A 23,005-nucleotide genomic window follows, 5' to 3' on the forward strand; every position below is an offset into this window, starting at 1 on the left:
GCAGGGGAGGCGCGAGCAGAACAAGCTGGAGAAATGGGTTGCGCCATCGATGCCGGACAGCCCACCACAACGGGCAAGAAAAACCACAGTCATAGACGTACCGTAGGGTGCAATGAACAGAGTGAATTGCACCGCCTGTTTGGGCAGGCTGGGTGGTGGCAAGAGCAGGGATGGCTGAAAAGATAGAGGTGATAACGCGAACGTCCGAATACGCTCCGCTATTCGAACCTACGGGCTAGGCTGATTTTCAGATTTGAATTTTTTCTTTCTCAGATGGTAGATAGATTCAATAAAAAACAGAATTAATGATGTGCCAATTCCGATGGCACAAGACTCAATTAGGGTTGTTGTGTCTACCGAATAATGAAGCAGTAGCATAGTCGTGATGAAAAGGGATAGTGATACAAGGAGGCTAATTATCTTTATGAGCCATTCTTGATGGTAACACCTAGAGTCTAGTTGCTTATATGAGTCGTTAAACCGTGACGCAACGGAGTGATATTTTCCTGCTAGTTGTAACCATTGTTGATCAATTTCTTGTTTGACTGCTTGCAAGGTATTTCTTTGATTTCTAATCAACATCGTCATAAATATAGACATAACCACAACGCCGAGCCATATAGATGTATTTTTAGTGCTCCAAGAATTTTCGTTGACCATTTGACCACCGGCAAGAATTAATGCTGCAGGAATCGCTAAAAGTTGATTTTGAATGTCAGAGAAAACTTTGTTCAGTTTCATCATCGCATCTAATTTTTCTTTTTCAATTTGTTCCTTCACTTTTTCAAATGAAAATTCAGCAACATATAATTGATAACTTGTGTGAACTCTCTCAAGAAAGTTATCAAACTGATGTAGCAACTCTAACATTTGCACGTTTTCTTGGCCAGAAAACAACTCAAACAGCACAGTTTTAATAATTGTTTTTTTCTGTTCTTTATGGATCTGAGAGTCAATGTATGTAGCGGTGAAGTTAGAAAGTTTAATATCAAATAATAGATCTGGCTCGCCATATTCAATAGATATTTCTAATTTTTCTTTACCAAGAAAAATAATGGTTTTTTCACTTCCTATTCCACCATGATAATCTGCAATCGAAAGAAGAGCGTTTGCCAGTTGAGTTGCAATCAGATAATTTTCGATTTTATTGTCAGATTTATTGTTGCTCCCATCTTGGTAGTAATAATCATTTTCCAAGATGTAGAATTTATCTGGCGGAGACAATCTCCTGCTCGGGGAAATTAATATCTCGCCCAAGTTTATAAAGAAATTTGCAGGAAGTTGATATTCAATGCTTTGTCTCTTGGTGCTTTCATCAACTAATAAGCCACTAGATGAAAGTGCCGCAGATATATCATTAAAATCCAATCCTGAGATAGGAAAAATCAGCTTAACTTGACGGTCGTGTATGTTCTCTGGCTGCGCGAATTTTTGCAGCAGAATGGCAAGTTCCAGTTGATCTGTTGGTAATGGCATGATTTCAAATATTATTCTGTTTGTGCTGACGAATCTCTGCTGCCAGTGTAGCAGGAACATTACGAATAATCAGGTTGTTTGAATCATCAAGGTCAATGTTTCCTGATTGGATATCTATAACATCAAAACTGATGTTTGTATTCCCGACTCTTCCTTTGATTCTTTTAAGACGAGTGTATATTGTTTTATTCGGCTCAAAGGTTTCCCCAACTTCATAATCACCATTACGTACAAAATTAGCAAATTCATCAGGTTGTTGGTCATTTATTCTTGAGGAAAGTGAAGATAAATTAACAGGCTCTCCTGCATTGAACTTTTCTTCACAATATTCATATGTCCGGCGCCTTGCTTCATTTTTTTGCTCCGGACTTAAGCTACTATTTTCACAGTAATCAGTTAATGCTTCAAGGACAGTTATGGTATTAGCTTTCGAATCGGTGTAGTCAGTACAACCGAGAGCATCGAGGAAGTAATGAGAGACATCTTGATTGCTGGCCCTTTTTTTAACAAAAGAGAGATAGGGTTGTTCATCTTGTCTCCATTTATTTATGTTAATTCTAACCGCTTCATGTAAATGGCTAATATCAAAACTTAATGTGTCACTTAAATCAAGAGTATTTTGATTTATCCCTGTGCCAGCCTTTAATTTCAGCATGGCAATTAATACCCAATCTTGACCTTGATTTGTAAAGCGAAGGAATAATGGATATCCTCCGGTAGCTAAAGGAAGTCGTGCCATTTTTGATCTAATCAGTCGAGTGACATCTTGTGTGAATTGGATAAAGTCTTCACTTTGAGATGTATAGCCATTAAGCAAACTTGGAAATATATGTACTGCTCGATCAGGGTTGAACGTACCATAGCCGCTTACTGTTCGCCCATAAATTTGTATAATATCCTTAACTATCGTTGTTAACCGCTCATCTATCGGGAGTCGCGTATTCCGGGTGGCCGCGGGTAAAGCAATTTCATTTCTTTTTTTTGTCAATATGGTGAATGATAGCTTCAAGTATTTGCATAAACGCTTCCCATTTATATAAATAAATTCTTAATATATAGTCAGGCTAAGAGGAGAGGGGTATTATTTCTGGTATTCATTGAATTTGTCAGTTTTTATATTTTTACTTAATGCTTGAATATTTATGAAAATAGAAGGGATAACGACTAAAAAGTTTAATGAATAATCTGTTGATATATGTCTATTTCTGCGACTTATCATACGAGGATATTAGGTTGTGTAGTCTCGTAAAAAGGAGGATAAACACCACGCTACCGCCCGTGGATTACAGCCTCCAGCCTGCTGCGGTTTTCCGGCGATGTGGTGAATGGCGAAACGGCTGCACAGGGTTATCTCTGCAAGAGTGGTTGCCAAGTGAGGCATATTAATCGAGAGAGGGGCAGGGTAAAACCGCAGTCGGGCAAAAAACTGCCAGAGATCAATAAATTACTTATTAAGTGGCTGCTATCTGTCCGCTTGGTACGGCGACCGCAAGCTGAGCTTTGCCTCTTGTCAGGGGCAGCAGCCACTCAATACTCCAGAAACTTCTCCCCGCAGCGTTCGCAGATCAGATGTTTTACATGGGTGGCCTGATAGGCGAGGGTCTGGCCGAATACCGCATTGGTCAGGCTGCTGGAGCGAAAGGCTTGCCAGAAGGCTTTGCGCGGATCCTTGGGCATGATGTCCTGGCTGTGATCGCGGGCGACCAGCACCACGAGATGGCGGGTACGCTCGCCGCATTTGTCACAGCGGTGGATTTCAGTAGGCGGATTCTGGTCGTGCGGGTTGCTCATAAAGGGGCTCGTGAAGAGAGTGGACGCCCATCATATTCCTCTTCACTTGGCTCTCAATCTCTCCTTACTAGCGCAGTGAGCAGGCTCACATTTTGCGCCCCCTCTTTGTTATTTGCCCGCGCGCCGCAGCCGTGTGCCTCTGGTCGATGCCCGCTTCTGCGGTTTGCTGGTGAGCGGTGATGATATGGCGGCAGCAGGCTTGCCCAGCCAGCTCAGGCCGACTCCCGCTTTTGCAGATTGGGGGTGATGATATGGCGGTTAGGGGCGAGCTCGGGTTGCTGCATCCGGGTCAGCAGTCGTCTCGCCGCCTGTCGGCCGATTTCGCGGGCCGGTGAGCTGACAAAGGTGAGGGCGGGGGAGGTGAGTTCGGCCTCCGCCACGTCATCAAAGCCGAGCAGGGCCACCTGCTGGCCGATGTAGTTGTCCTTGCCCACGGTGCGGCCGCTCGCCTCGACGCCATAGATGGCGCCGAGCGCCACCTCGGGGTAGTGGCAGAGCACGGCGGTCACCTTGGGGTGCTGGTGCAGCAGCTGGGCGATGGTGTCGGCGGCGCTGCGCTGGGTGCGCTCGCACTCCAGTACCCACTCCGGTTTGAAGGGCAGGCCATATTGCAGCAGGCTGGCGCAGTAGCCGCCGATCCGCTCGGCGCGGGTGAGGGAGTCGGCCCGCCCGCCGACGTAGGCGATATGGCGGTGGCCCTGCTCGATAAGATAGGTGGTGGCCTGCTTGGCGGCGTGGGTGTTGTCGGGACCGATAAAGTCCACGTCATCGCGATAGTAGGAGCGGGCGGCGCACACCACCGGCAGCTCGGAATCGAGCAGGGTCTCCAGGGTTTTGGCCGCCGCGCCGCGCACCGGATTGAAGATGATGCCCGCCACCCCCTGCCGTGACAGGGAGTGGATGCTCTGCTGCAGCCGTTCCGGGCTGTGGCCGCACTGGGTCAGAAACAGCAGATAGCCCTGCTGCTCAAGCACCTCGCTCACCCCGGCGGTCACCTCGGTATAGAAGGGGTCGGTGATGTCGCGCAGGATCAGCCCCACCAGATTGGACTGCTGGCTGCGCAGGTTGGCGGCGGCACTGTTGGGCACATAGTCGAGCTCTTTTATCGCCTGCTGCACCCGCTCGGCGGTGGCCGGCGAGATGCGCCCCTTGCCGTTGAGCACCATGGAGACGGTGGTGACCGACACTCCCGCCCGCTGGGCGACATCGGTGATCTTGGTGGCTTTGGCAGAGAGGGATTTGGGCGACATAGGGCGAACGGATGACGGACAGTTGAGAGCGAGGCTCAAGCATACCTGCTCATATGCCCAAGTGAAACGTTACATCACCATCTGGCCGATCCGGCTCACAAATTTGGATCCTGCTGCCAGCCAGCCCCCTTATTCTGTGATCCTGTCGGCACTTGTAAATTGATAAAACGTTTTATCATCCAGCAAAACCTGATGCTGACCCGCGCCTCTGCGTCGAAATTGCTACGAGCAGCCACGGGGAAAGCCGCAGATATTGCTGTCTATTCACAAGGAGCCGTTTCATGGCCAAGCCTCAAGCCAAATCCACCATATGGGAGTTCCTGCAGAGCCTCGGCAAGACCTTTATGTTGCCGGTCGCCCTGCTGGCCTTCTCGGGCATCCTGCTCGGTGTCGGCAGCTCGCTCACCAGCGATGCGGTCAAGCAGAGCATGCCCTTCCTCGACAATACCGTGCTGCAACTGCTGTTCCTCTGGATGACCAAGGTGGGGCTGGTGGCCTTTATCTACCTGCCGGTGATGTTTGCGGTGGCCATTCCGCTCGGGCTGGCGCGAGAAGAGAAGGGGGTCGCGGCCTTTGCCGGTTTCGTCGGCTATGCGGCGCTCAACCTCTCCATCAACTTCTACCTCACCGTGGCCAACGTCATCGGTGACGGGGCGGCGGAGAAGGCCTACGGGGTGAAATCCATCCTCGGTATCAGCTCCATCGACACCGGGATTCTGGGGGCCATCATTGTCGGGGTGATCGTCGCGAAGCTCCACGCCCGTTTCTACACCTACAAGATGCCCGATGCGCTCGCCTTCTTCGGCGGTGCCCGCTTCGTGCCCATCATCACCGCGCTGGTGCTGGGTGTGGTCGGCTTGGTCGTGCCGTTCGTCTGGCCCTGGTTTGCTGCCGGCATCAATGGCATCGGGGCGCTCATCTCCCACGCCGGTCCCTTCGGCCCCTTCCTGTTCGGTACCGGTGAGCGTCTGCTGCTGCCGCTCGGCCTGCACCACATTCTGGTGGCGCTTATTCGCTTTACCGAAGCGGGCGGCACCCAGCTGGTATGTGGTCACGAGGTGAGCGGCGCCCTCAATATCTTCTACGCCGAGCTCTCTTGCGCCGACACTTCCGGCTTCTCGGTCTCTGCCACCTCCTTCCTCTCTCAGGGCAAGATGCCTGCCTTCCTCGGCGGCCTGCCGGGTGCGGCGCTCGCTATGTATCACTGCGCTCGCCCGGAAAATCGCGGCAAGATCAAGGCGCTGCTTGTTTCCGGCGTGGTGGCCTGCGTCATCGGTGGCATCACAGAGCCGCTGGAGTTCCTGTTCCTGTTTGTGGCACCGGTGCTCTACGTCATTCACGCCATCCTGACGGGTCTGGGCTTTATGACCATGGGGCTGCTTGGCGTCACCATCGGCAACACCGACGGCAACCTCATCGATTTTCTGGTGTTCGGCGTGCTGCAAGGCACCGCCACCAAGTGGTATCTGGTGCCGGTCGCGGCGGCCATCTGGTTTGCCATCTACTACAGCGTGTTCCGCTTCGCCATCGTGCGCTTTAACCTGAAAACCCCCGGTCGTGAAATCGAGACCAGCGAGACTGCCCAGCCCGCGAGCAAGAAGGCCGGCAACAGCGGTTACAACGGTGAAATCATCCTCAACGCCCTGGGCGGCGCTGATAACATCCTCGCGCTCGATAACTGCATCACCCGCCTGCGGATGTCGGTGCAGGACATGAGCCGGGTCGATGACAAGGTATTGAAAGCAAACGGCGCCATCGGGGTGATCAAGCTCGACGAGCACAACCTGCAGGTGGTGATCGGCCCGCAGGTGCATCTGGTGAAAAACCAGCTGCAAAGCCTGATGGGGGCCTGAACCGGCCAATAAGATCCGAACGGGGGGCGCAAGCCCCCCTTGTTTGCCTCTCCCAATATGTCTCCTGTTTATGGAGGGAGAAACTTCATGCACGATATTTATGACTTCGACCTCGTGGTCGACCGCCACGGCACCTACTGCACCCAGTGGGACTATGTAGCCGACCGTTTTGGCCATGCCGATCTGCTCCCCTTTACCATCTCCGACATGGATTTCGAGACCGCCCCCTGCATTCGCCAGACGTTGGCAACCCGCCTTGAGCACGGGGTATTTGGCTACAGCCGCTGGAATCACGACGACTTCAAGGGGGCGGTGAGCAACTGGTTTGCTCACCGCTACGGGGCGAGACTCGACCCCGAGACGCTGGTCTACGGCCCCTCGGTCATCTATGTGATTGCCCAGCTGGTGAGCCTCTGGTCGGCGCCGGGGGAGGGGGTGCTGGTGCATACCCCCGCTTACGACGCCTTCGGCAATATGCTGGCCGCCAACGACAGGGTGCTGCTGCCTTGCCCGCTCAAAAAAGCAGAGGGGAGCTACCAGATCGACTGGCAATGTTTCGAGCAACAGGCAGCCCGCCCCGATTGCCGGATTTTGCTGCTGTGCAGCCCCCACAACCCCACCGGCCGGGTCTGGACGCGGGATGAGCTCGGCCGGATGGCCGACATTTGCCAGCGTCACGGGGTCAAGGTCATCTCGGACGACATCCATATGGATGTGAGCTTTGCCCGCTATCTGCCGTGGAGCGAGGTGGCACCGGACGAGAGCTGGGCACTGGTGAGCTCGGGCTCCAAATCCTTCAATATTCCGGCCCTTGGCGGCGCCTACGCTTTTATTGCCAACGCAGCGGCGCGGACCGCCTATCTGCAGCGGCTCAAGGCGGCCCATGGCCTCTCATCGCCCCCCATTTTCGGGGTGCTGGCCCATATCAGCGCCTATCGGGACGGGGCTGCCTGGTTCGATGCCCTGAAAGCCTACCTGCACGGCAACCTCACCCATGTGGCGGCGCGGCTCAACGCCGCCTTCCCCGCTATCGACTATCGGGTGCCCGAGGGAACCTATCTCGCCTGGATTGACTTGAACGGCCTTGGCATCGACACGACCGAGCGGATGGATGCGCTACAAGCCTTGCTGGTGGAGAAATATCGGGTCGCCATCATGCGCGGCGACACCTACGGCCCGGAAGGCACAGGCTATATCCGCCTCAACGTCGGCTGCCCGCGCTCCAAGGTCGATCAAGGACTCGACGCCCTGATCGGCGCACTGGGGGAGCTGGTGTAAGGGTTGGGATATCTGGCTGAATGAGCTGTTGATTCATCCAGCCGGTGACCTTGATGGAGGCGTTCTGCTCGGTTACCGCTGGCTCAGAAGGTGGCGATCAAGGAGCCATTGCAAGCGATCTGAGCCTGAATGTCTTGGCACAACATCTGAATGTGGGGCTCATCGTTCTTCTCGCGAGGGATATAAATACCGATAGTCCCCTTGTTGTACTCTTCGCCCATATTCAGCTGGCTAATACCGAATCGGGAAAAATAACCGGCCATACTCACCGGATAAGGCATGACAGCATTGCTGTTATTGACAATGTCAATACTGGTGAGCAGGGAGTTGCTGCTATAAATGATTTTGTCATTCAATTTCATGGCGGCGCGTTCCTGCTTTTTTCTCGCCAAATCATCGACCAGATGCAGATATTTATCCTCATCCGGGGTCACCAGCAGGCTCGGATAATCGACCAGATCCTGCTTGCTGCATATTTTCCCTGTGAGGGGATGGCCCGCTCTGACAAATACCCCATCGTGAGAAATAAATAGCGGGATAAATATCAGGCTGTAATTTTTGGCCAGCCCGTGAATTTCATGTCCGAGAAACAGATCGATATGATTGCCCAACAGCAGATCGAGCAGACGCAGATGGTTGCCGACTTCAATATTGATGGCGCAGGATGGGTTGGCCTGTTGATAGCGGGCGGTGACAGGCTGTAATACCGGTTGCCACCACGCATGTCCGGTGCCCACGTTTAGCGGTCGTGCGGCTCGCTCGCGCAGGGTAGCAAGCTGCCTGAGTGTATCATCGTAGATCCGCTGCATTACGCGAGCCTGCTCCAGCAGCAGCTCTCCGGCAGCGGTAAGCGTCACGCCGCCCGCGTGCCTGACCAGCAAGGTCGTCGCCAGACTCTCCTCAAGTTTTCTCATGTTGTGTGTCAGCGTCGGTTGGCTGAGCCCCATTTGCCTGGCTGCCAGACTGACATTTTTGTGGGTGGCCACTTCAATAAATTGTCTTAGATGCTTGTCCACGAACATGGCGTCCGATTATGGGCGGGTGGTGCGCCAAGCTAGTGTAATCACCCGGGGCTGTCAATTATTCCCCTTTACTGACTGACTATTTTTATGTGGCTCCCTTCACGTTGTATTCAAATCGTTTTTACAGCTTGATAGCCGGTTTGGTGCGGTGGATCACGTAATTTCATCTGGTTATAGATGTTATCTATGCCTATTGGGTTGCAGTCTATTTTTCTGGTGAATGTTGACCACGTAAACTGGCAAAAACAGTTTTACTCAATGCTGTTTCAATAACAAAACAAAAAAGTAACGAAGGGAATATATGAAAATTTGTCCATTGGCATTATCCGTGGCGTTATGCTGCGGCGGGGTTCTTTTGTCCGGTTGTAACGACAGCTCATCCAGCGGCAACGATAACGGGGCCAAACCCGAGGTGAAGGCGCCCTGGAATTTTGATCTCTATATGGTCGGTGAGTTTAGCGGCTGGGGTCGTGAGGAGAAGTTCAAACTGACCTTCAAGGATGGTGTCTATCGTCTGGACAACCTGAAAATGAACTCGGGTATGTCCCCGTTCAAAGTGGCCGGGCCCGAGTGGACCAAATATCCCGATTTCTCTGCGGATTCCCGCAAGGAGACCAGCATCTTCCCCGGTCAGGTCTATCCCATGTACTACCAGAACAACGGGCAGAACAACCGTCTGGTGGTGACGGAAAAGGGGCTGCTCGACATTCAGGTCAAGGTGACCAATGCCGATCTGGCTGCACCGGCCATCGAGTTTTCCATGGTGCGTGATGACCCCAATTACAGCGAGAGTCTTTATCTGAAAGGGATTGATGGCAATCTGGAGCCCGTCCTGCAGATGGTCTATCAGGGGGACAAGCAGTATGTGATGGTGGCCAAGCTGGTGGCGGGTGAGCACAAGATAAAGATTGCTTCCGCGCAGGAGGGGATCGGCTTTGGGCTCAATGGCGTCATTGCATTGAACAACCCGGTCAAGATGCAGCGCTGCGATGCTCAGTGCCAGCTGGCAACCGTGCGGGTAGAGCAGGAGGGGTATTACAAGTTCCTGCTGGATGCCAGCCAGGATGAGAATGCCCCTCTGTTGCAGGTCAGCGTTGCAGGGGATAGTGATTTGAGCATGATCAATCCCCATGAAGGGCATGAGCTGATCGAGAAGCGTGAGTATGAGACCTATAAGCCAGGAGTGACGGAAACGGCCACCTTCTCGGTCAAGCGGGCCAGTGACGAGTATCGTAGCTATGCGCAGTCGACCACTCAGGAGTTGCGTGATCCGGGTGATAGCTTTACTGCCTATCAGGAGCAAGCGGATCTGCCCCGCCTGCGCTCCGGCAGCATGGTCTTTGATGCCCTGTTTGCGCTGGCTACCCACGAGATGCGCCAGAACAGCGTGGCTCAGGTCAAGGATGGCAGTTACAACGGGGGTCAGGCGATCCCGTGCGACTGTTTTGAAACCGGCGCCAAGTGGCATTACGTCTGGACGCGGGATCTCTCCTACGCTACCGATCTGGGGCTGGGGGCGCTTGATCCCATGCGTGCGCGCAACTCCCTGCGCTTCAAGCTCTCTGATTTCAGAGCCGAGCTGACAAGCGATCTGGACAGCTTGATCCCGCAAGGACGCCAGATCATTCAGGATACCGGTACCGGGGGCAGCTGGCCCATCAGTACCGATCGCATGAGCTGGGCCCTGGGGGCCGAGCGGGTGCTGGCTGCCCTGTCGGATGCCGAGCGCAGCGCGTTCTTGCCCGAGGTCTTTGAAGGGCTGAGCAACACTATAGAGAGTGATCGTCTGGCCGCCTTCGATAGCGCAGATGGTCTCTATGTCGGCGAGCAATCCTTCCTCGATTGGCGCGACCAGACCTATGCCAAGTGGATCACCGCCGATATCGCCCACATCGGCATGAGCAAATCCCTCTCCACCAACGTGACCCACTATCAGGGGTTGCTGCTGGCCGCGCGGGTGGCGGGCGAACTGGGTCACGATGAGCTGGCGAGCCGCTATAACCAGTGGGCGGGCGAGCTGAAACTGGCTATCAATCGCGCTTTCTGGCTGGCTGACGAGAAGATGTATGCCAGCCTGATCAACACCAGTACCGATCAGAGCCCGGCCTACAAGTTCGATCTATTGGGGGAATCCCTCGCCATTCTGGCCGGTGTCGCCGATGAGGCGCAGGCCAAAGAGATCATCAGTCGCTATCCCATGGGCCCTTATGGCGCGCCGGTCTACTTCCCGCAGCAACCCGATATGCCGGTGTACCATAACCGCGCCATCTGGCCCTTCGTCTCCGCCTACGGGTTGAAGGCGGCGGCCATGGTGCAGAACGTTGCCGTGGTCGATCACCATATCGACTCCCTGATGCGCGGTGCCGCGCTGAACCTCTCCAACATGGAGAACCTCGAGTGGCTCTCCGGTCAGCCCTCCCTGATGGATCTGACCCATCCCGATTTGACCGGGCCGGTGATCAACTCCCAGCGCCAGCTCTGGTCTGTCGGGGGCTACCTTGGCATGGTGACCGACACCACCTTCGGCTACAAGGTGGAAGAGGGAGGGATCCGGATCAAGCCGTTTGTCACCGCTCATTTGCACAAGCTGATGGGGGCCAAGCCCGAGGCAGCACTCAAGGGATTGAACTATCGTGGCAAGCAGATTGACATAGTGCTGCACCTGCCGGAGCTGGGCGGGGAGCGCAGTTACTATCCGGTGCAGAGCGTGACGCTCAATGGAGTTCCGGTGGGTGAGCAGATAAGTGAAAATATGCTGGCCCCTAGCAACCGGATTGAGGTGACGCTCGGTGCCGCCGTGGCTGATGATCAGGGGATCCGCCTGATCAAGGATGTGGCGCCGCTGGATGTCGAGAACCGGCAGGTGTTTGCACCGACCGAGCCGACCCTGCTCGGGGTTAGCGAGCAGAGTGGCAAGCTGGTTGTTGCCCTGCAGGATAGTGTCAACAAGGGGGCGCTCAGCTACAACATTTATCGGGATGGCAAGCAGGTGGCCTCCGGGCTGGATCGTGCGACCAATTGGGTCGACGACATGGTGTTACAGCCGGGCCAGGCCTATTGCTACAGTGCCGAGGCGGTCTATCCGGAGTCCGGCAACCGCTCCCATCATGCCAAGCCGGTCTGCTATCAGCCTGCGCTGCAACATATCGCCATCGATGGGGCCAACGTCTCCCATACTGGCAGTGTGAGCGCCGCCGATGGGGCCATTCCCGTCCCTTACCTCAAGGATTGGGGCCGTCCCGATGACAACCTGCTGGTGCAGGGGGTCAAGCTGGATGGCAAGCGCACCGTTCGCCTGCAATACAGCAATGCCCAGCATGCCATCAATCTGGGGGTGACCAACGGGGTGAAACGGATCTCGGTGCTTAGTGGTGGCAAGGTGGTTGCCAGCGGTATGGTGCAGATGCCCCATGTGATGAAAGAGGGCGACCTCAAACCGTTGCGTGACTCGACGCCGTTCGTGGTGGATCTGCCCGCCGGAGAGTATGACATTCGGGTGAGCGATTTTTACAACATGAGTTACCTGAAGGCGAACGACACCTACAACGATGCAGGCGGTCAAAAGGGGGCGGTCAATCTGATCGATCTCGCCAGCATCACCGTCTCGGCTCGCTAGGTAGCCAAACAAAACGGCCAAGCAAAACCGCCCCGGAGATCCGGGGCGGTTTTTTTATTTAGCGATACTGAGATGAGTCGTGGACGACACAAGGGCTCAGCGATAGCGGCCACGTACCGAGCTGCTGGCACGGCCGGCCATCTTGATCAGGCTCTGGCGGGTGTGCAGGTGGCAGAGCGCGACGCCAAGGGCATCTGCTGCATCCGCCTGCGGGGTGGCGGAGAGTTTCAGCAGATGGGTCACCATATGCTGCACCTGCTCCTTGGCGGCGCCGCCAGTGCCCACCACTGCCTGCTTGATCTGGGTGGCAGAGTATTCGCTCACCGGCAGATAGGCGTTGACCGCGGCGACGATGGCGCTGCCCCGGGCCTGCCCCAGTTTCAGGGCCGAGTCGGCGTTGCGGGCCATAAAGACCCGCTCGATGGCAAACTCGGTGGGTTTGAACTGGGTGATGATCTCGCATACCCCGTCATAGACCTGCTTGAGGCGCTCCGGCAGCTCGCCGCAATCGGTGCGGATGCAGCCAGAGCCAAGGTATTCGGCCTTGCCGCCCACGACCCGGATAACCCCGTATCCGGTGATCCGCGAACCCGGATCGATGCCCAAAATAATGCTCATGGGTGTTGATTGCTCTAAACGCGAGTGATGGCCGCCAAGATAGCAAACTGTGGCCCATTTGGCTGTATGTCCCGGGTCAAGCGGGCAAAGATTGGCCAGCCTGCGTCGGGCGTGGTTACCCCTTGAACAGCGCTATGGTGTCGCCATCCTGCAGGCTGCCCGCGCCCCGCACCACCACCCGATCCCCCTGCTTGAGGGCGCCGCTCACCGCCACCTGCTGGCTGTCGCCAAACAGCACGGTGACCGGCACCCGATTCACCTTGAGCGCCTTGCCGCTTCGCGCCACCTGATAGACCACGCTGCCATCGGTGCCGAGCACCAGAGCGTCCCGGGGCAGCAGCATGCTCTGCTGATCCCCCAGTGGCAGGGCAACCCGTACCGGCGAGCCGATGATGAAGTTGCCCGCTTCCGGTTTGAGGCGCAGCTCGATGAGGCGTGACTTGGGATCGGCGCTGGCGGCTCGCTGGTAATAGACGCCGTGACCGCTCAGCTGCTCCCCCTCCACCCGCAGCCGGGTTTGCGGCGCCAGCTGCTGGGCCCAGAGAATGGGGGCCTGCAGGCGGATATCCGGCTGATCCGGGTTGACCAGCTCCAGCGCCTGCTCGCCCGCGTCCACATGCTCGCCGGGCTGGATGAAGTGGTTGTTCACCACCCCGTCGAACGGGGCATAGATGTGGCTGCGGCGCAGCTGCTCCTCAATCTGGTTCACCTGTATGGCGGCCAGTCGCTCAGCCAGTGCGGCCTGCTCCACATCGTAGCTGGCCTTGTCGTACTGGCTCTGGGAGGCGCTCTTTTGCTGGTGCAGCCGGGTGATCCGCTGGGATTCGGCGCGAGCGAAGCGCAGGTTGCTCTGCCATTTCGCCTGCTCGGCGCGAGCCTGCTCCAGCGAGAGGCGCAGCGCCGCACTGTCGAGGCGCAGCAGCTCGTCCCCTTTTTTGACCCGGCTGCCAAATTCGGCGATCCACTCCACCCGGCCGCTCACTTCGGCGCTGAGCGCCGCCTGCTGGCGACTCGCCACCGTGCCGCTGACCCAGATATTGGCGGCCGCATCCCCTTGGGTCACATCCGCCAGGGTCACCATCTTGCCCTGATCGGCCAATACCGGTAGCGCACTGCCTGCAATCAGCGCAGCGCCAGCCAACATTCGGGTAATCATATGTGTCATCGATGAGCTCCTTGCTCAGGCCCGCTGGCGCAGGGGTTGTGGGATCGCCACCTGCTCCCCGAGACGCAGGAAGGCAGGCAACAGGATCAGGGTAAACAGGGTGCTGCAGCTCATGCCGCCGACAATGACGGTGGCGAGCCCGCGGTAAATTTCGCTCCCCTCGCTCGGGCTCAGCATCAGCGGCAGCATGCCGAAGATGCTGGTGAGGCTGGTCATGGCGATGGGACGCATCCGGCTTTGCAGGGCATCGGCCACCGCCAGCTGACGGCTCATACCGTCCCGCTCGGCGGTGCGGGTCTGATGCACCAGCAGGATGGCGTTGTTGACCACCAGTCCCAGCAGGATGACAAAGCCGATGATGGTGAGCAGATCCATCGGCAGCGGCACCAGCAGCCCGCTCAGTTGCAGTGCCAGCACGCCGCCAACCGAGGCAAGGGGCAGGGTGAGCAGCACCAGCAGGGCATCCTTGAGGGAGGCAAACACTCCCCACAGCAGCACCAGCAGGATCACCACGGCAAACAGGAAGATGGTCCCCAGATTGTCGAGCGCCTGTTGCAGGCTGTCGGCATTGCCGGCAATGCGCAGCTCGCCACCGGCGGGCAGCAGGGGACGGATGGCGGCAAAACTGCGGTTTTTCAGGGTGTCGATCACCTGCTCCATGGTCATACCCGCCGGGGGCGCTATCTGCAGGCTGATGCTGCGCCGCCCATCGGCCCGGAAGATGCTGGCCGGGCCCATGTCATGCTCCACCCGCAGCAGCTCGCCAAGGGGAACGATGCGCCCGGAGGGGGTGGCCAGCGGCACTGCCTTCAGTTCGTCCGGATTGGCGGAGCTCTGCCCCATCAGCATGATGTCGAGCCGATCCTCGCCATCGAAATACTCGCCGACCCGCAAGCCGTCGCCAAAGGTCTGGATGATGGTGGGCAGGGGTGTGCGATCCCAACCCACTTCGGCGAGACGTCGATCTTGCGGCACCAGTTTGAGCTCGGGAGCGGTGAAGTCGAGACTCGGTTCGGGCCGGACCTGTGCTCCCGGCAGGTCCTTGCTGAGGATCCCCATGCTGGCACGGGCCGCCTGATAGAGCTCGGGCAGGTTGCCCCCCTGCAGCAGCAGGGAGACGCCGTTCTCGCTGTCAAAGCCGCCAAACAGCGACCCCTGACCGCCGAACACCCGGGTGTCGGGAATGCCTACCAGCAGCTGTTTCATCAACAGGCTCTCCAGCTCCTTGATGCGGGTCTCGTCCTTGGGGCGCACGCCAATCTGGGCGCCCCCCGGGTAGCGCAAGATGTAGTAGTTCTTGAGGGCAGGCTCTTTCTCCCCCTTCATGTAGGGGGCGAGGCGGGCGATCAGGGTATCGATCACCTCTTCGCGCTGGGCCTTGAGATTGACCCCGGGGGTGAAGTTCATCCAGACATCCACCGCGTCCCGTTTCACGTCCGGCAGATAATCCATCTTGGGCAGAAGCTCCCAGGTGGCCAGTGCCGGCAGACTCATCATCAGGGTAATGACCGCCCAGCGCTGGCGTGAGGTCGAGGTCCAGCGGATCACGTGACGGGTAGTGCGCTGCCACAGCGACTCATAGGGATCGGTCAGTGTTTCACGCCCCATCCAGCGTGCCGCCACCGCGGGCAGCACGATGACGGCGACCAGCATGGAGACTGTCACGGCGCAGGCGATGGTGAGCGCCAGATCGGCAAACAGCTGACCCTCCACATCGTTGAGCAGCAGCACCGGCAGGAAGATGGCAACCGTGGTGAGGGTGGAGGCGACCAGCGCCGTCCACACCTGACGGGTACCTTCGAGCGCTGCCTCCGCCTTGCTCAAATCCCCCCGCTGGTGGCGCCGGTAGATGCTCTCCAGCACCACGATGGCGGCGTCGAGCACCATGCCGACGGCAAAGGCGATGCCCGCCAGCGAGATGATATTGAGGGTGCGATCCATCACCTTGAGCAGGCAGAAGGTGAGCATGATGCTGATGGGGATGGCGAGGGCAATCATCAGGGTCGCCTTGAGCTGGCGCAGGAAGAGCCAGAGGATGGCGCAGGAGAGCAGCACCCCGAGCCCCAAGTTGGCGGTGACCATGCTGATGGCGCGATTGATGTAGAGGGAGGCATCGAACGACTGCTCCATGTGCAGCCCGACCGGCTCCAGCACCTCGCGGTTGAGCTCGTTCACCCGGGCTTTGATCGCCTCAAGGGAGGCCAGGGCATTGGCGCCGCTCTCCTTGAAGATCTGGGCGGCGATGGCGGTATTGCCGTTTTGGATCCGCAGCACCGGGTTCTCCTCCCGGGCCACCCTTACTTCAGCGACATCCCGCAGATAGATGGGCAGGCCATCGCGCCAGTCCACCACCTTGTCCCCCAGCGTCTCGACATCATAGCGACCGGCGAAGCGCAGCTTGTACTCCCAGCGCCCGATGTCGAGGGTACCGGCCGACACGTCCCAGCCGGTGGTGGCCCGGCTGGCCAGCACCGGGATCTCCACCCCCAGCTCGGCGGCGCGGTAGGGGTCGAAGCGGATCTGGATCTGGCGCTCGTTGATCCCCTCGACTGCGACAGTCGAGACCCCTTCGATGCGCTCCAGCTCGGGTTTGACCCTCGCCTCGATCAACGCCTGATGATCATCGATCACCCCCTTGGCGCCGGGCAGCTGCTGGATGAAGAAGAAGGTGAGGGTATCGTTGCTGCTGTAGTTGTTGACGTAGGGGCCGCCAATCTTGTCCGGCAGTCCCGAGACCCGGTTCAGTCGCGAAATCACGTCGAGTTGGGCCCGCTGCATGTCGGTGCCGAGGGCAAACTCCATATCGATTTCGGTAAAGCCGGGATAACTCTCGCTGGTGAGGCTCTTGAGCCCTTGCACCCCCTGCATCTCCTGTTCGATGGGGTCGGTGATCTCCGACTCCATCTCCTGGGGCGAGGCTGAACGCCAGCTCACCGAGATGTTGAGGTGTGGACGGTCGATGTCGGGGAACAGCTGGATCGGCAGTCCCCGGATGCTGAGCAGGCCCAGCAGGAAAATCAGCACGATCGAGACCGCCACCCAGATGGGGCGTTCGATCGCCGTTTTGGCGAGGTTCATTCACTCTTCCTGAGTTGTTGTTATCGGCCATTCCGCTGGCCTTGCTTCCAAAGCCCCTGCAACAGGGACTCAAGCATTTAACTGGAATTCTCCCAGCTTGTAAATGCATGGTTAACAAACAAAAAAACCGGCCACGAGGGCCGGTTTGGTACTGGTTTGCCAAGGGGTCAGGCGGCGTGCTCGACCTTGTTTGGCTGCTTGTTTGCTTGCTGGGAGAAGCCTTCCAGCTCGCCTGGGGCGAAGTTGTCTACCTGAATCGCTTCGTAGCGCAGGGCATCGGCGGCCAGCAGCTTGTCCGCTTCGTCCTTGCTCAGGATGGAACCGGCCAGTGCGGCGGCAACCAGATCCGGCAGCGCCAGTTTGCGGGGCAGTTTGCCCTCTTTCTGGGCCTGCACCAGCTTCTTCTCGTAGGGCTGCACAGCAACCATGGCCTGGAAGGCGCGCTCCATCAGGCCGACCGGATCCGCATCGTCCTTGCCCACGTAGCAGAGGGCGGTCAGACGGTCGCGGAACTCGCCCGGCTTCATCATGGCCAGACAGATGGCGTGGCAGCGATCGTCTGCCGGCATCTTGTAACCGACGCCGAACGGGAACACCACGCGCTTGAGCACGGCACCCACCACCTTGTTCGGGAAGTTCTGGAAGAAGCCCTCGAACGCCTTGCCAATCAGGTAGAGGTTGCGCTCCACCGCGTACTGCACGAACGGCAGATCGGAGACCATGCGGCCCTGATCCTCGTAGTGCTTGAGGGTGGCGGAGGCCAGATAGAGGTGGCTCAGCACGTCACCCAGACGGGCGGAGATCATCTCCTTGCGCTTGAGATCGCCACCCAGCATCAGCATGGAGACGTCGGCGCACAGGGCCAGCCCTTTACTCATGCGGGAGAGCTGTTTGTAGTAGCGAGCGGTTTCACCGGCTACCGGCGCGCTGTTGAACTGACCCAGGGTCAGCCCCTGGAACAGGGAACCGAAGAAGTTGCCGGCGCCGAAGGCGATGTGCTTCATCAGCAGGGCGTCAAACTTCTCGAGACCGCGCTCCACGTCGGTATCAGCCGCTGCTTCCAGCTCGGCAAACACATACGGGTGGCAGCGGGTAGCCCCTTGCCCGAAGATCATCAGGTTGCGGGTCAGGATGTTGGCCCCTTCCACCGTGATGGCGACCGGAATACCCATGTAGGCGTAGCCGGTGTAGTTTTTCGGGCCCAGCTGGATGGCTCGACCGGCGTGGATATCCATGGAGTCATCCATGATCTGGCGCGCCATTTCGGTCATGTGGTACTTGGAAATCGCAGTGACGATGGCCGGCGCCTGACCCAAGTCCAGGGAACCTGCAGTCATGCGACGTGCCCCTTCCAGCTGATAGGTGAGGCCACCGATGCGGGCCAGCGCTTCCTGCACCCCTTCAAACTTGCCGATGGACATGCCGAACTGCTTGCGCACGTAGGAGTAGGCGCCCACGGTGCGGCTCGCCATGTGACCGCAAGCAGTGCCCAGCGCAGGCAGCGAGATGCCGCGACCGGCGGAGAGGCATTCGACCAGCATGCGCCAGCCGCGACCGGCGTAATCCGGGCCGCCGATGATCCAGTCGAGCGGAATGAACACATCCTTGCCGAAGGTCGGGCCGTTCATGAACGCCAGACCCATGGGGTAGTGGCGATCGCCGACGCGCACGCCGGGGTGGCTGGTGGGGATGAGGGCGCAGGTGATGCCGAGCTCTTCCTTGTCACCCAGCAGTTTTTCCGGGTCATAGAGTTTGAATGCCAGCCCCAGCACGGTGGCACGGGGGGCCAGGGTGATGTAGCGCTTGTTCCAGTTGAGGCGAATACCCAGCACCTCTTCACCCTTGTGCATCCCTTTGCAGACGATCCCCTTGTCAGGAATGGCGCCCGCATCGGAGCCCGCTTCCGGCCCGGTCAGGGCGAAGCAGGGGACTTCTTTGCCATTAGCCAGCCCCGGCAGCCAGAAATCTTTCTGGGCCTGGGTGCCATAGTGCATCAGCAGCTCACCCGGGCCGAGAGAGTTCGGCACCATGACGGTGACCGCCACGCTCAGGCTCTTGGTCGCGATACGGGTGACGATGGTGGAGTTGGCAATCGCCGAGAATTCGCGGCCGCCGTAGGATTTCGGGATGATCAGGGAGAAGAAGCCTTCCTTCTTCAGATAGTCCCACACCGGCTCTGGCAGGTCTTTGGTTTCGTTGACGATCTTGAAGTCGTCAACCATGGCGAGCAGGGTTTCGACCTGATTGTCGATAAAGGCCTGCTCCTCTGCGGTCAGCTCAGCCTTGCCGTAGCCGTGCAGTTTTTTCCAGTCGGGGTTGCCGCGAAACAACTCGCCATCCCACCAGACGGAGCCGGCTTCCATGGCCTCCCGCTCGGTGGCTGACAAGGGCGGCAATATCTTTTTGAAGATGCCGAACACCGGACGGGTTACCACCTTTTTACGGATGGAGGGTACGCCGAGCACAACGGCTATCGCCAGCACCAGCAGGACAAGCAATGTGATCATACCGAAGTTCCTTCTATTTCACTGTTTCCGTTGATTTATTGTTGGTTGTTACACGGCCAGGGAGAGCCTGGTCGACTCCACGGGCGCCCCGACTCCGGACGCCAGATAAGGAATAACGTTGCGCACCAGCCCTTCCACATCGAGCTGCTGGCCAAAGTCGGCCAGGGCGATGTCGCGCAGCGCATCGGCAGAGGCCATGGTGAATACGACGGTGCCCAGGGTGAAGTGCAGGCGCCAGAAGAGATCCGCTGGCGACAGGGCCGGATTGGCCTTGGAGATGGCCTGGGTGATCCGCTGCAAAATGGGGCCGTAGTGGGCGGTGATGAAGCGGCGCAGGTGGCCCTGGCTGTCGATATAGCCGCGTCCCAGCAACTGCATGAAGATGGCCGGGCCATTAGCCCGCACCGTCGATAGCTTCATCAGCGGCTCGACAAAACTTTCAAACAGTTGCAGCAGGGTCAGCTGCTCCTGCTCCATCAGTACCCGCAGGCGGGCATCGAGATCGGGCATAAACAGGCTCAGATAGCGGTCGAGCACCGCCTGGATCAGCTCCTTCTTGGAGCCAAAGTGATAGTTCACCGACGCCAGATTAACGTCGGCCTCACTGGTGATCAGACGCAAAGAGGTATCGGCGAATCCCCGCTCGGCAAACAGCACTTCAGCGGCGTCGAGAATACGGTTTTTGGTATCGATTTTACTCACTGGACACCTCACTTAAACGAATGTTTAAAAAGTACGTTTCATAACGTGAAGTGTCAAGAGAATGTGAATGAGTGTTAGCGGAATGTTTTTCGATGAAAAAAGCAAAGTGGGCGGAACTTAGTCAAAAAGCAGGACTCTATATCTATGCCACTGCAATTAAACATTAAGTCTCGCCCAACCTGCTCCATGCTAGTTGGGCCTTTTTTTGCGCGTTTGTTACCAGTTTGCGGCTTGCAGGCAAAAAAAACCGCCGCAGGGCGCGACGGTGGGGAAAGTGAGTTCGCGTCATCCTGACAGCAAACTGTCGATGCGAGTTCAGGCATGTATCGACGGGGGCAGTATGCCAGCCAGAGCCCCTCAGACTATGTCAGCTTCGCGGCATTTTGTGACAAAGTGTGGCAAGCACTGGCGTGGCCCAAGCTGCCGCTCTTTGCTATGCTGCCCTTTCAAAATATGAGGGGAGAGAAGATGAAGTACCCGGTCGATACCCACACTCACACCATTGCCAGCACCCACGCCTACAGCACCATCCACGACTATCTGCCGATAGCCAGGGCCAAGGGGATCAAGCTGTTCGCCACCACGGATCATGGCCCCGAGATGGCCGATGCCCCTCATGTCTGGCATTTTGCCAACTTGCCGATATTGCCAAGAGTGGTGGATGGGGTAGGGATCCTGCGGGGTATCGAGGCCAACATCAAAAACCTGGAGGGGGAGATCGATTTTCCCGAGCGTTACGAGTCGCGCCTCGACATGATCATGGCGGGTTTTCATGAGCAGGTATTCCCTCCCTGCGATCAGGCTACCCACACCCAGGCGATGATCAACGCCATCAAGAGCGGTCGGGTCGACATGATCAGCCACCCGGGCAACCCCGCATTTCCCATCGACATTCAGGCTGTGGTCAAGGCGGCAGCTGACTATCGGGTGGCGCTGGAGATCAACAACTCCTCCTTCATTCACTCGCGCCCGGGTAGCGAAGGCAACTGTCGCGCAATCGTTGAAGCCGCGCGAGATCTGGGGGCCTACCTCACCTTCGGCTCCGATTCCCACGTCGCTTTCAGCCTCGGCGATTTTGACCATTGCCACCGGCTGGTGACCGAAGCGGGCTTCCCGCAAGAGCGGATCCTGGTGCGCTCCCCCCGCGCCCTGCTTGAATTTCTCGAAAGCCGCGGCCGAGCCCATATCCCCGAGTTTGTCGATCTGTAAATCGGGCGCTAACACCATGAGCCAACTCATAAAATCGAGTTGGCTCAATTGACTTGCCGGTCATTTTTTATGAATGTGGAGAGCAACAAGCCGGTATAGCTCAGTTGGTAGAGCAGTGCATTCGTAATGCGAAGGTCATGAGTTCGATTCCCCTTATCGGCACCAGATCGTGAGGGCAGGTTTCATTTGTGAAACCTGCCCTTTTTACATGGCCTTTGCCAAGGCTCGCTCTACATAGAGATAGCCAATCCCCATCACCTGCTGGGCGCGGCTGAGCTGGCCGAAACGGATATGGGTGGCGTTGACCGCATCGCTGCAGTCGAACGGGTTGGCGCCGGTCTGACTGACGATGGTTTGCAGCCAGGTTTCACCAAAGTGGCAGCTGCGGCCATAGAGCCAGATGCGGTTGATGTTGAGGATATTGAGGAAGTTGTAGAGGCTCAGGCCAATGGCGCGGGCCCCTTCGTCCACCAGGGCGCGGATCATGGCATCCCCCTGATGGTAGAGCGTGAGCAGTTGGGCGGTATCCAGCTCTACACCAGTCTGCACCGGGTTGTCGGCACTGGCTTGTTGCTTGAGAAAGACCCGGGCCCGTTTCTTGATGGCAAACAGCGAGGCGACTGTCTCCAGGCAGCCATAGCGGCCGCATGCACAGGCGCTGCCGTCCGGATTGATGATGGTGTGGCCTATCTGGCCGCTGCCAAACAGGGCGCCCCGGTAGATCTGGTCGTTGATGATAAAGGCCGAGCCGATACCGTAATCGACGTTGATGACGCAAAAATCCCCGTTCCCTTCCCGGTCCTGCCACTTCTGGGCCAGCGCCAGCATGATGCAGTCGTTATCCACCATCACCTCGCAACCCAGCCGCTCCTCCAGCAGGTACTTTAGCTCGACCGGTGCGTGCCAGGGTGCTTGCGGCATGGTTTGTGATACCCCGGTCGCCGGGTTGACCTGACCGTGTACCGCCAAGGCCAGCCGGATCGCCAGTCCCTTGTGGCGGCGCTTGTGCTGGTAGTAGTGCGCTTCAATCAGGTGCAGCAGCTCATCAGGGGTTTGTGGGGCAATCTTCTGGTCGCTGAACTCATCCAGCGGGGTGATCAGGTTATCCACCAGGATGCTCTCCAGATGGGTGGGGCTGATATTGAGGCAAAGAATGGCCCCCTGGCCGCTGGCAATGCGGTAGCTGCCGCCATTGATGCCGCGCAGGGAGAGGTTCTGATCGCTGTGGCTGATGGCGCCATCGGCCACCAACTCGTCAAGGATCTTGCTGACCGCCGGAATGGAGAGCTCGCAGTGGCGCGCCAGGGTGGACTTGCTCGCCTCTTTTAACTGATAGAGCAGGGCAAGCAGCACCTGTTTGTTGTGGTGGCGGACCTTCTGGTTGTTCAACCCTATGCTCATCGCTTCACTAAACTCCGCTTACTGTATTGCGTGATCTTT

Annotated in this window: 15 protein-coding genes and 1 tRNA gene; 5 read left to right on the forward strand and 11 right to left on the reverse strand. The window is 57.5% G+C overall.

Annotated features, from left to right (window positions below):
• Positions 1 to 228 precede the first annotated feature (228 nt).
• From AB5Z02_RS06445 to AB5Z02_RS06460, 4 genes are all read right to left on the reverse strand, one after another.
• Complete coding sequence (locus AB5Z02_RS06445) at positions 229 to 1,536, reverse strand: hypothetical protein (protein WP_368215604.1); 1,308 nt, start codon at positions 1,534 to 1,536, stop codon at positions 229 to 231.
• Entirely contained in the window at positions 1,481 to 2,485 is a 1,005-nt protein-coding gene (locus AB5Z02_RS06450) for a nucleoid-associated protein (RefSeq protein ID WP_368215606.1), read from the reverse strand. Before AB5Z02_RS06450 ends, AB5Z02_RS06445 begins: the two co-directional genes overlap by 56 nt.
• 518 nt (positions 2,486 to 3,003) lie before the next feature.
• Positions 3,004 to 3,267, reverse strand: coding sequence for a hypothetical protein (locus AB5Z02_RS06455; RefSeq protein ID WP_236289147.1), 264 nt, complete (start codon positions 3,265 to 3,267; stop codon positions 3,004 to 3,006).
• A gap of 212 nt (positions 3,268 to 3,479) precedes the next feature.
• Positions 3,480 to 4,517: a Mal regulon transcriptional regulator MalI gene (locus AB5Z02_RS06460; protein WP_005344074.1), complete on the reverse strand. Its 1,038-nt coding sequence runs from the start codon at positions 4,515 to 4,517 to the stop codon at positions 3,480 to 3,482.
• A 281-nt stretch (positions 4,518 to 4,798) separates the two neighbouring features.
• On the opposite strand from AB5Z02_RS06460, the gene malX reads away from it, so the two are divergent.
• Both malX and AB5Z02_RS06470 read left to right on the forward strand, forming a co-directional pair.
• Positions 4,799 to 6,370: a maltose/glucose-specific PTS transporter subunit IIBC gene (gene malX / locus AB5Z02_RS06465; protein ID WP_368215608.1), complete on the forward strand. Its 1,572-nt coding sequence runs from the start codon at positions 4,799 to 4,801 to the stop codon at positions 6,368 to 6,370.
• Between the two features lie 87 nt (positions 6,371 to 6,457).
• Entirely contained in the window at positions 6,458 to 7,648 is a 1,191-nt protein-coding gene (locus AB5Z02_RS06470) for a MalY/PatB family protein (protein WP_368215610.1), read from the forward strand.
• Between the two features lie 83 nt (positions 7,649 to 7,731).
• Here the strand turns inward: AB5Z02_RS06470 and AB5Z02_RS06475 are convergent, their stop codons facing one another.
• Positions 7,732 to 8,664, reverse strand: a complete 933-nt coding sequence (locus AB5Z02_RS06475; RefSeq protein ID WP_368215612.1) for a LysR family transcriptional regulator — start codon at positions 8,662 to 8,664, stop codon at positions 7,732 to 7,734.
• 520 nt (positions 8,665 to 9,184) lie between these two features.
• On the opposite strand from AB5Z02_RS06475, the gene AB5Z02_RS06480 reads away from it, so the two are divergent.
• Positions 9,185 to 12,286 carry a hypothetical protein gene (locus AB5Z02_RS06480; RefSeq protein WP_368215820.1) on the forward strand — a complete coding sequence of 1,034 codons (3,102 nt, stop codon included), beginning with the start codon at positions 9,185 to 9,187 and terminating at the stop codon, positions 12,284 to 12,286.
• A gap of 96 nt (positions 12,287 to 12,382) precedes the next feature.
• Here AB5Z02_RS06480 and ruvC read toward each other — a convergent pair whose 3' ends face one another.
• The 5 genes from ruvC to AB5Z02_RS06505 form a co-directional block, all read right to left on the reverse strand.
• On the reverse strand, positions 12,383 to 12,904 hold the full coding sequence (ruvC, locus tag AB5Z02_RS06485; RefSeq protein WP_005334512.1) for a crossover junction endodeoxyribonuclease RuvC: 522 nt from the start codon (positions 12,902 to 12,904) through the stop codon (positions 12,383 to 12,385).
• A 115-nt stretch (positions 12,905 to 13,019) separates the two neighbouring features.
• Entirely contained in the window at positions 13,020 to 14,069 is a 1,050-nt protein-coding gene (locus AB5Z02_RS06490) for an efflux RND transporter periplasmic adaptor subunit (RefSeq protein ID WP_368215613.1), read from the reverse strand.
• Positions 14,070 to 14,084: 15 nt separating this feature from the next.
• Positions 14,085 to 17,147 carry an efflux RND transporter permease subunit gene (locus AB5Z02_RS06495; RefSeq protein WP_368215615.1) on the reverse strand — a complete coding sequence of 1,021 codons (3,063 nt, stop codon included), beginning with the start codon at positions 17,145 to 17,147 and terminating at the stop codon, positions 14,085 to 14,087.
• A 167-nt stretch (positions 17,148 to 17,314) separates the two neighbouring features.
• A complete protein-coding gene (locus tag AB5Z02_RS06500) occupies positions 17,315 to 19,654 on the reverse strand; it encodes an acyl-CoA dehydrogenase (RefSeq protein ID WP_368215617.1) in 2,340 nt (779 codons plus the stop codon).
• A 48-nt stretch (positions 19,655 to 19,702) separates the two neighbouring features.
• Positions 19,703 to 20,356 (reverse strand): TetR/AcrR family transcriptional regulator, encoded by a 654-nt coding sequence (locus tag AB5Z02_RS06505; protein ID WP_064336576.1) that lies wholly within the window; start codon positions 20,354 to 20,356, stop codon positions 19,703 to 19,705.
• Positions 20,357 to 20,824: 468 nt separating this feature from the next.
• On the opposite strand from AB5Z02_RS06505, the gene AB5Z02_RS06510 reads away from it, so the two are divergent.
• Entirely contained in the window at positions 20,825 to 21,565 is a 741-nt protein-coding gene (locus tag AB5Z02_RS06510; RefSeq protein WP_042082803.1) for a phosphatase, read from the forward strand.
• 89 nt (positions 21,566 to 21,654) lie between these two features.
• Positions 21,655 to 21,730: transfer RNA gene (locus tag AB5Z02_RS06515), tRNA-Thr, on the forward strand.
• Between the two features lie 39 nt (positions 21,731 to 21,769).
• Here the strand turns inward: AB5Z02_RS06515 and AB5Z02_RS06520 are convergent.
• A complete protein-coding gene (locus tag AB5Z02_RS06520; protein ID WP_368215619.1) occupies positions 21,770 to 22,966 on the reverse strand; it encodes an ROK family protein in 1,197 nt (398 codons plus the stop codon).
• Positions 22,967 to 23,005 lie beyond the last annotated feature (39 nt).

The organism is Aeromonas sp. R2-3 (genome assembly GCF_040908375.1).
GTDB lineage: Bacteria > Pseudomonadota > Gammaproteobacteria > Enterobacterales > Aeromonadaceae > Aeromonas > Aeromonas veronii.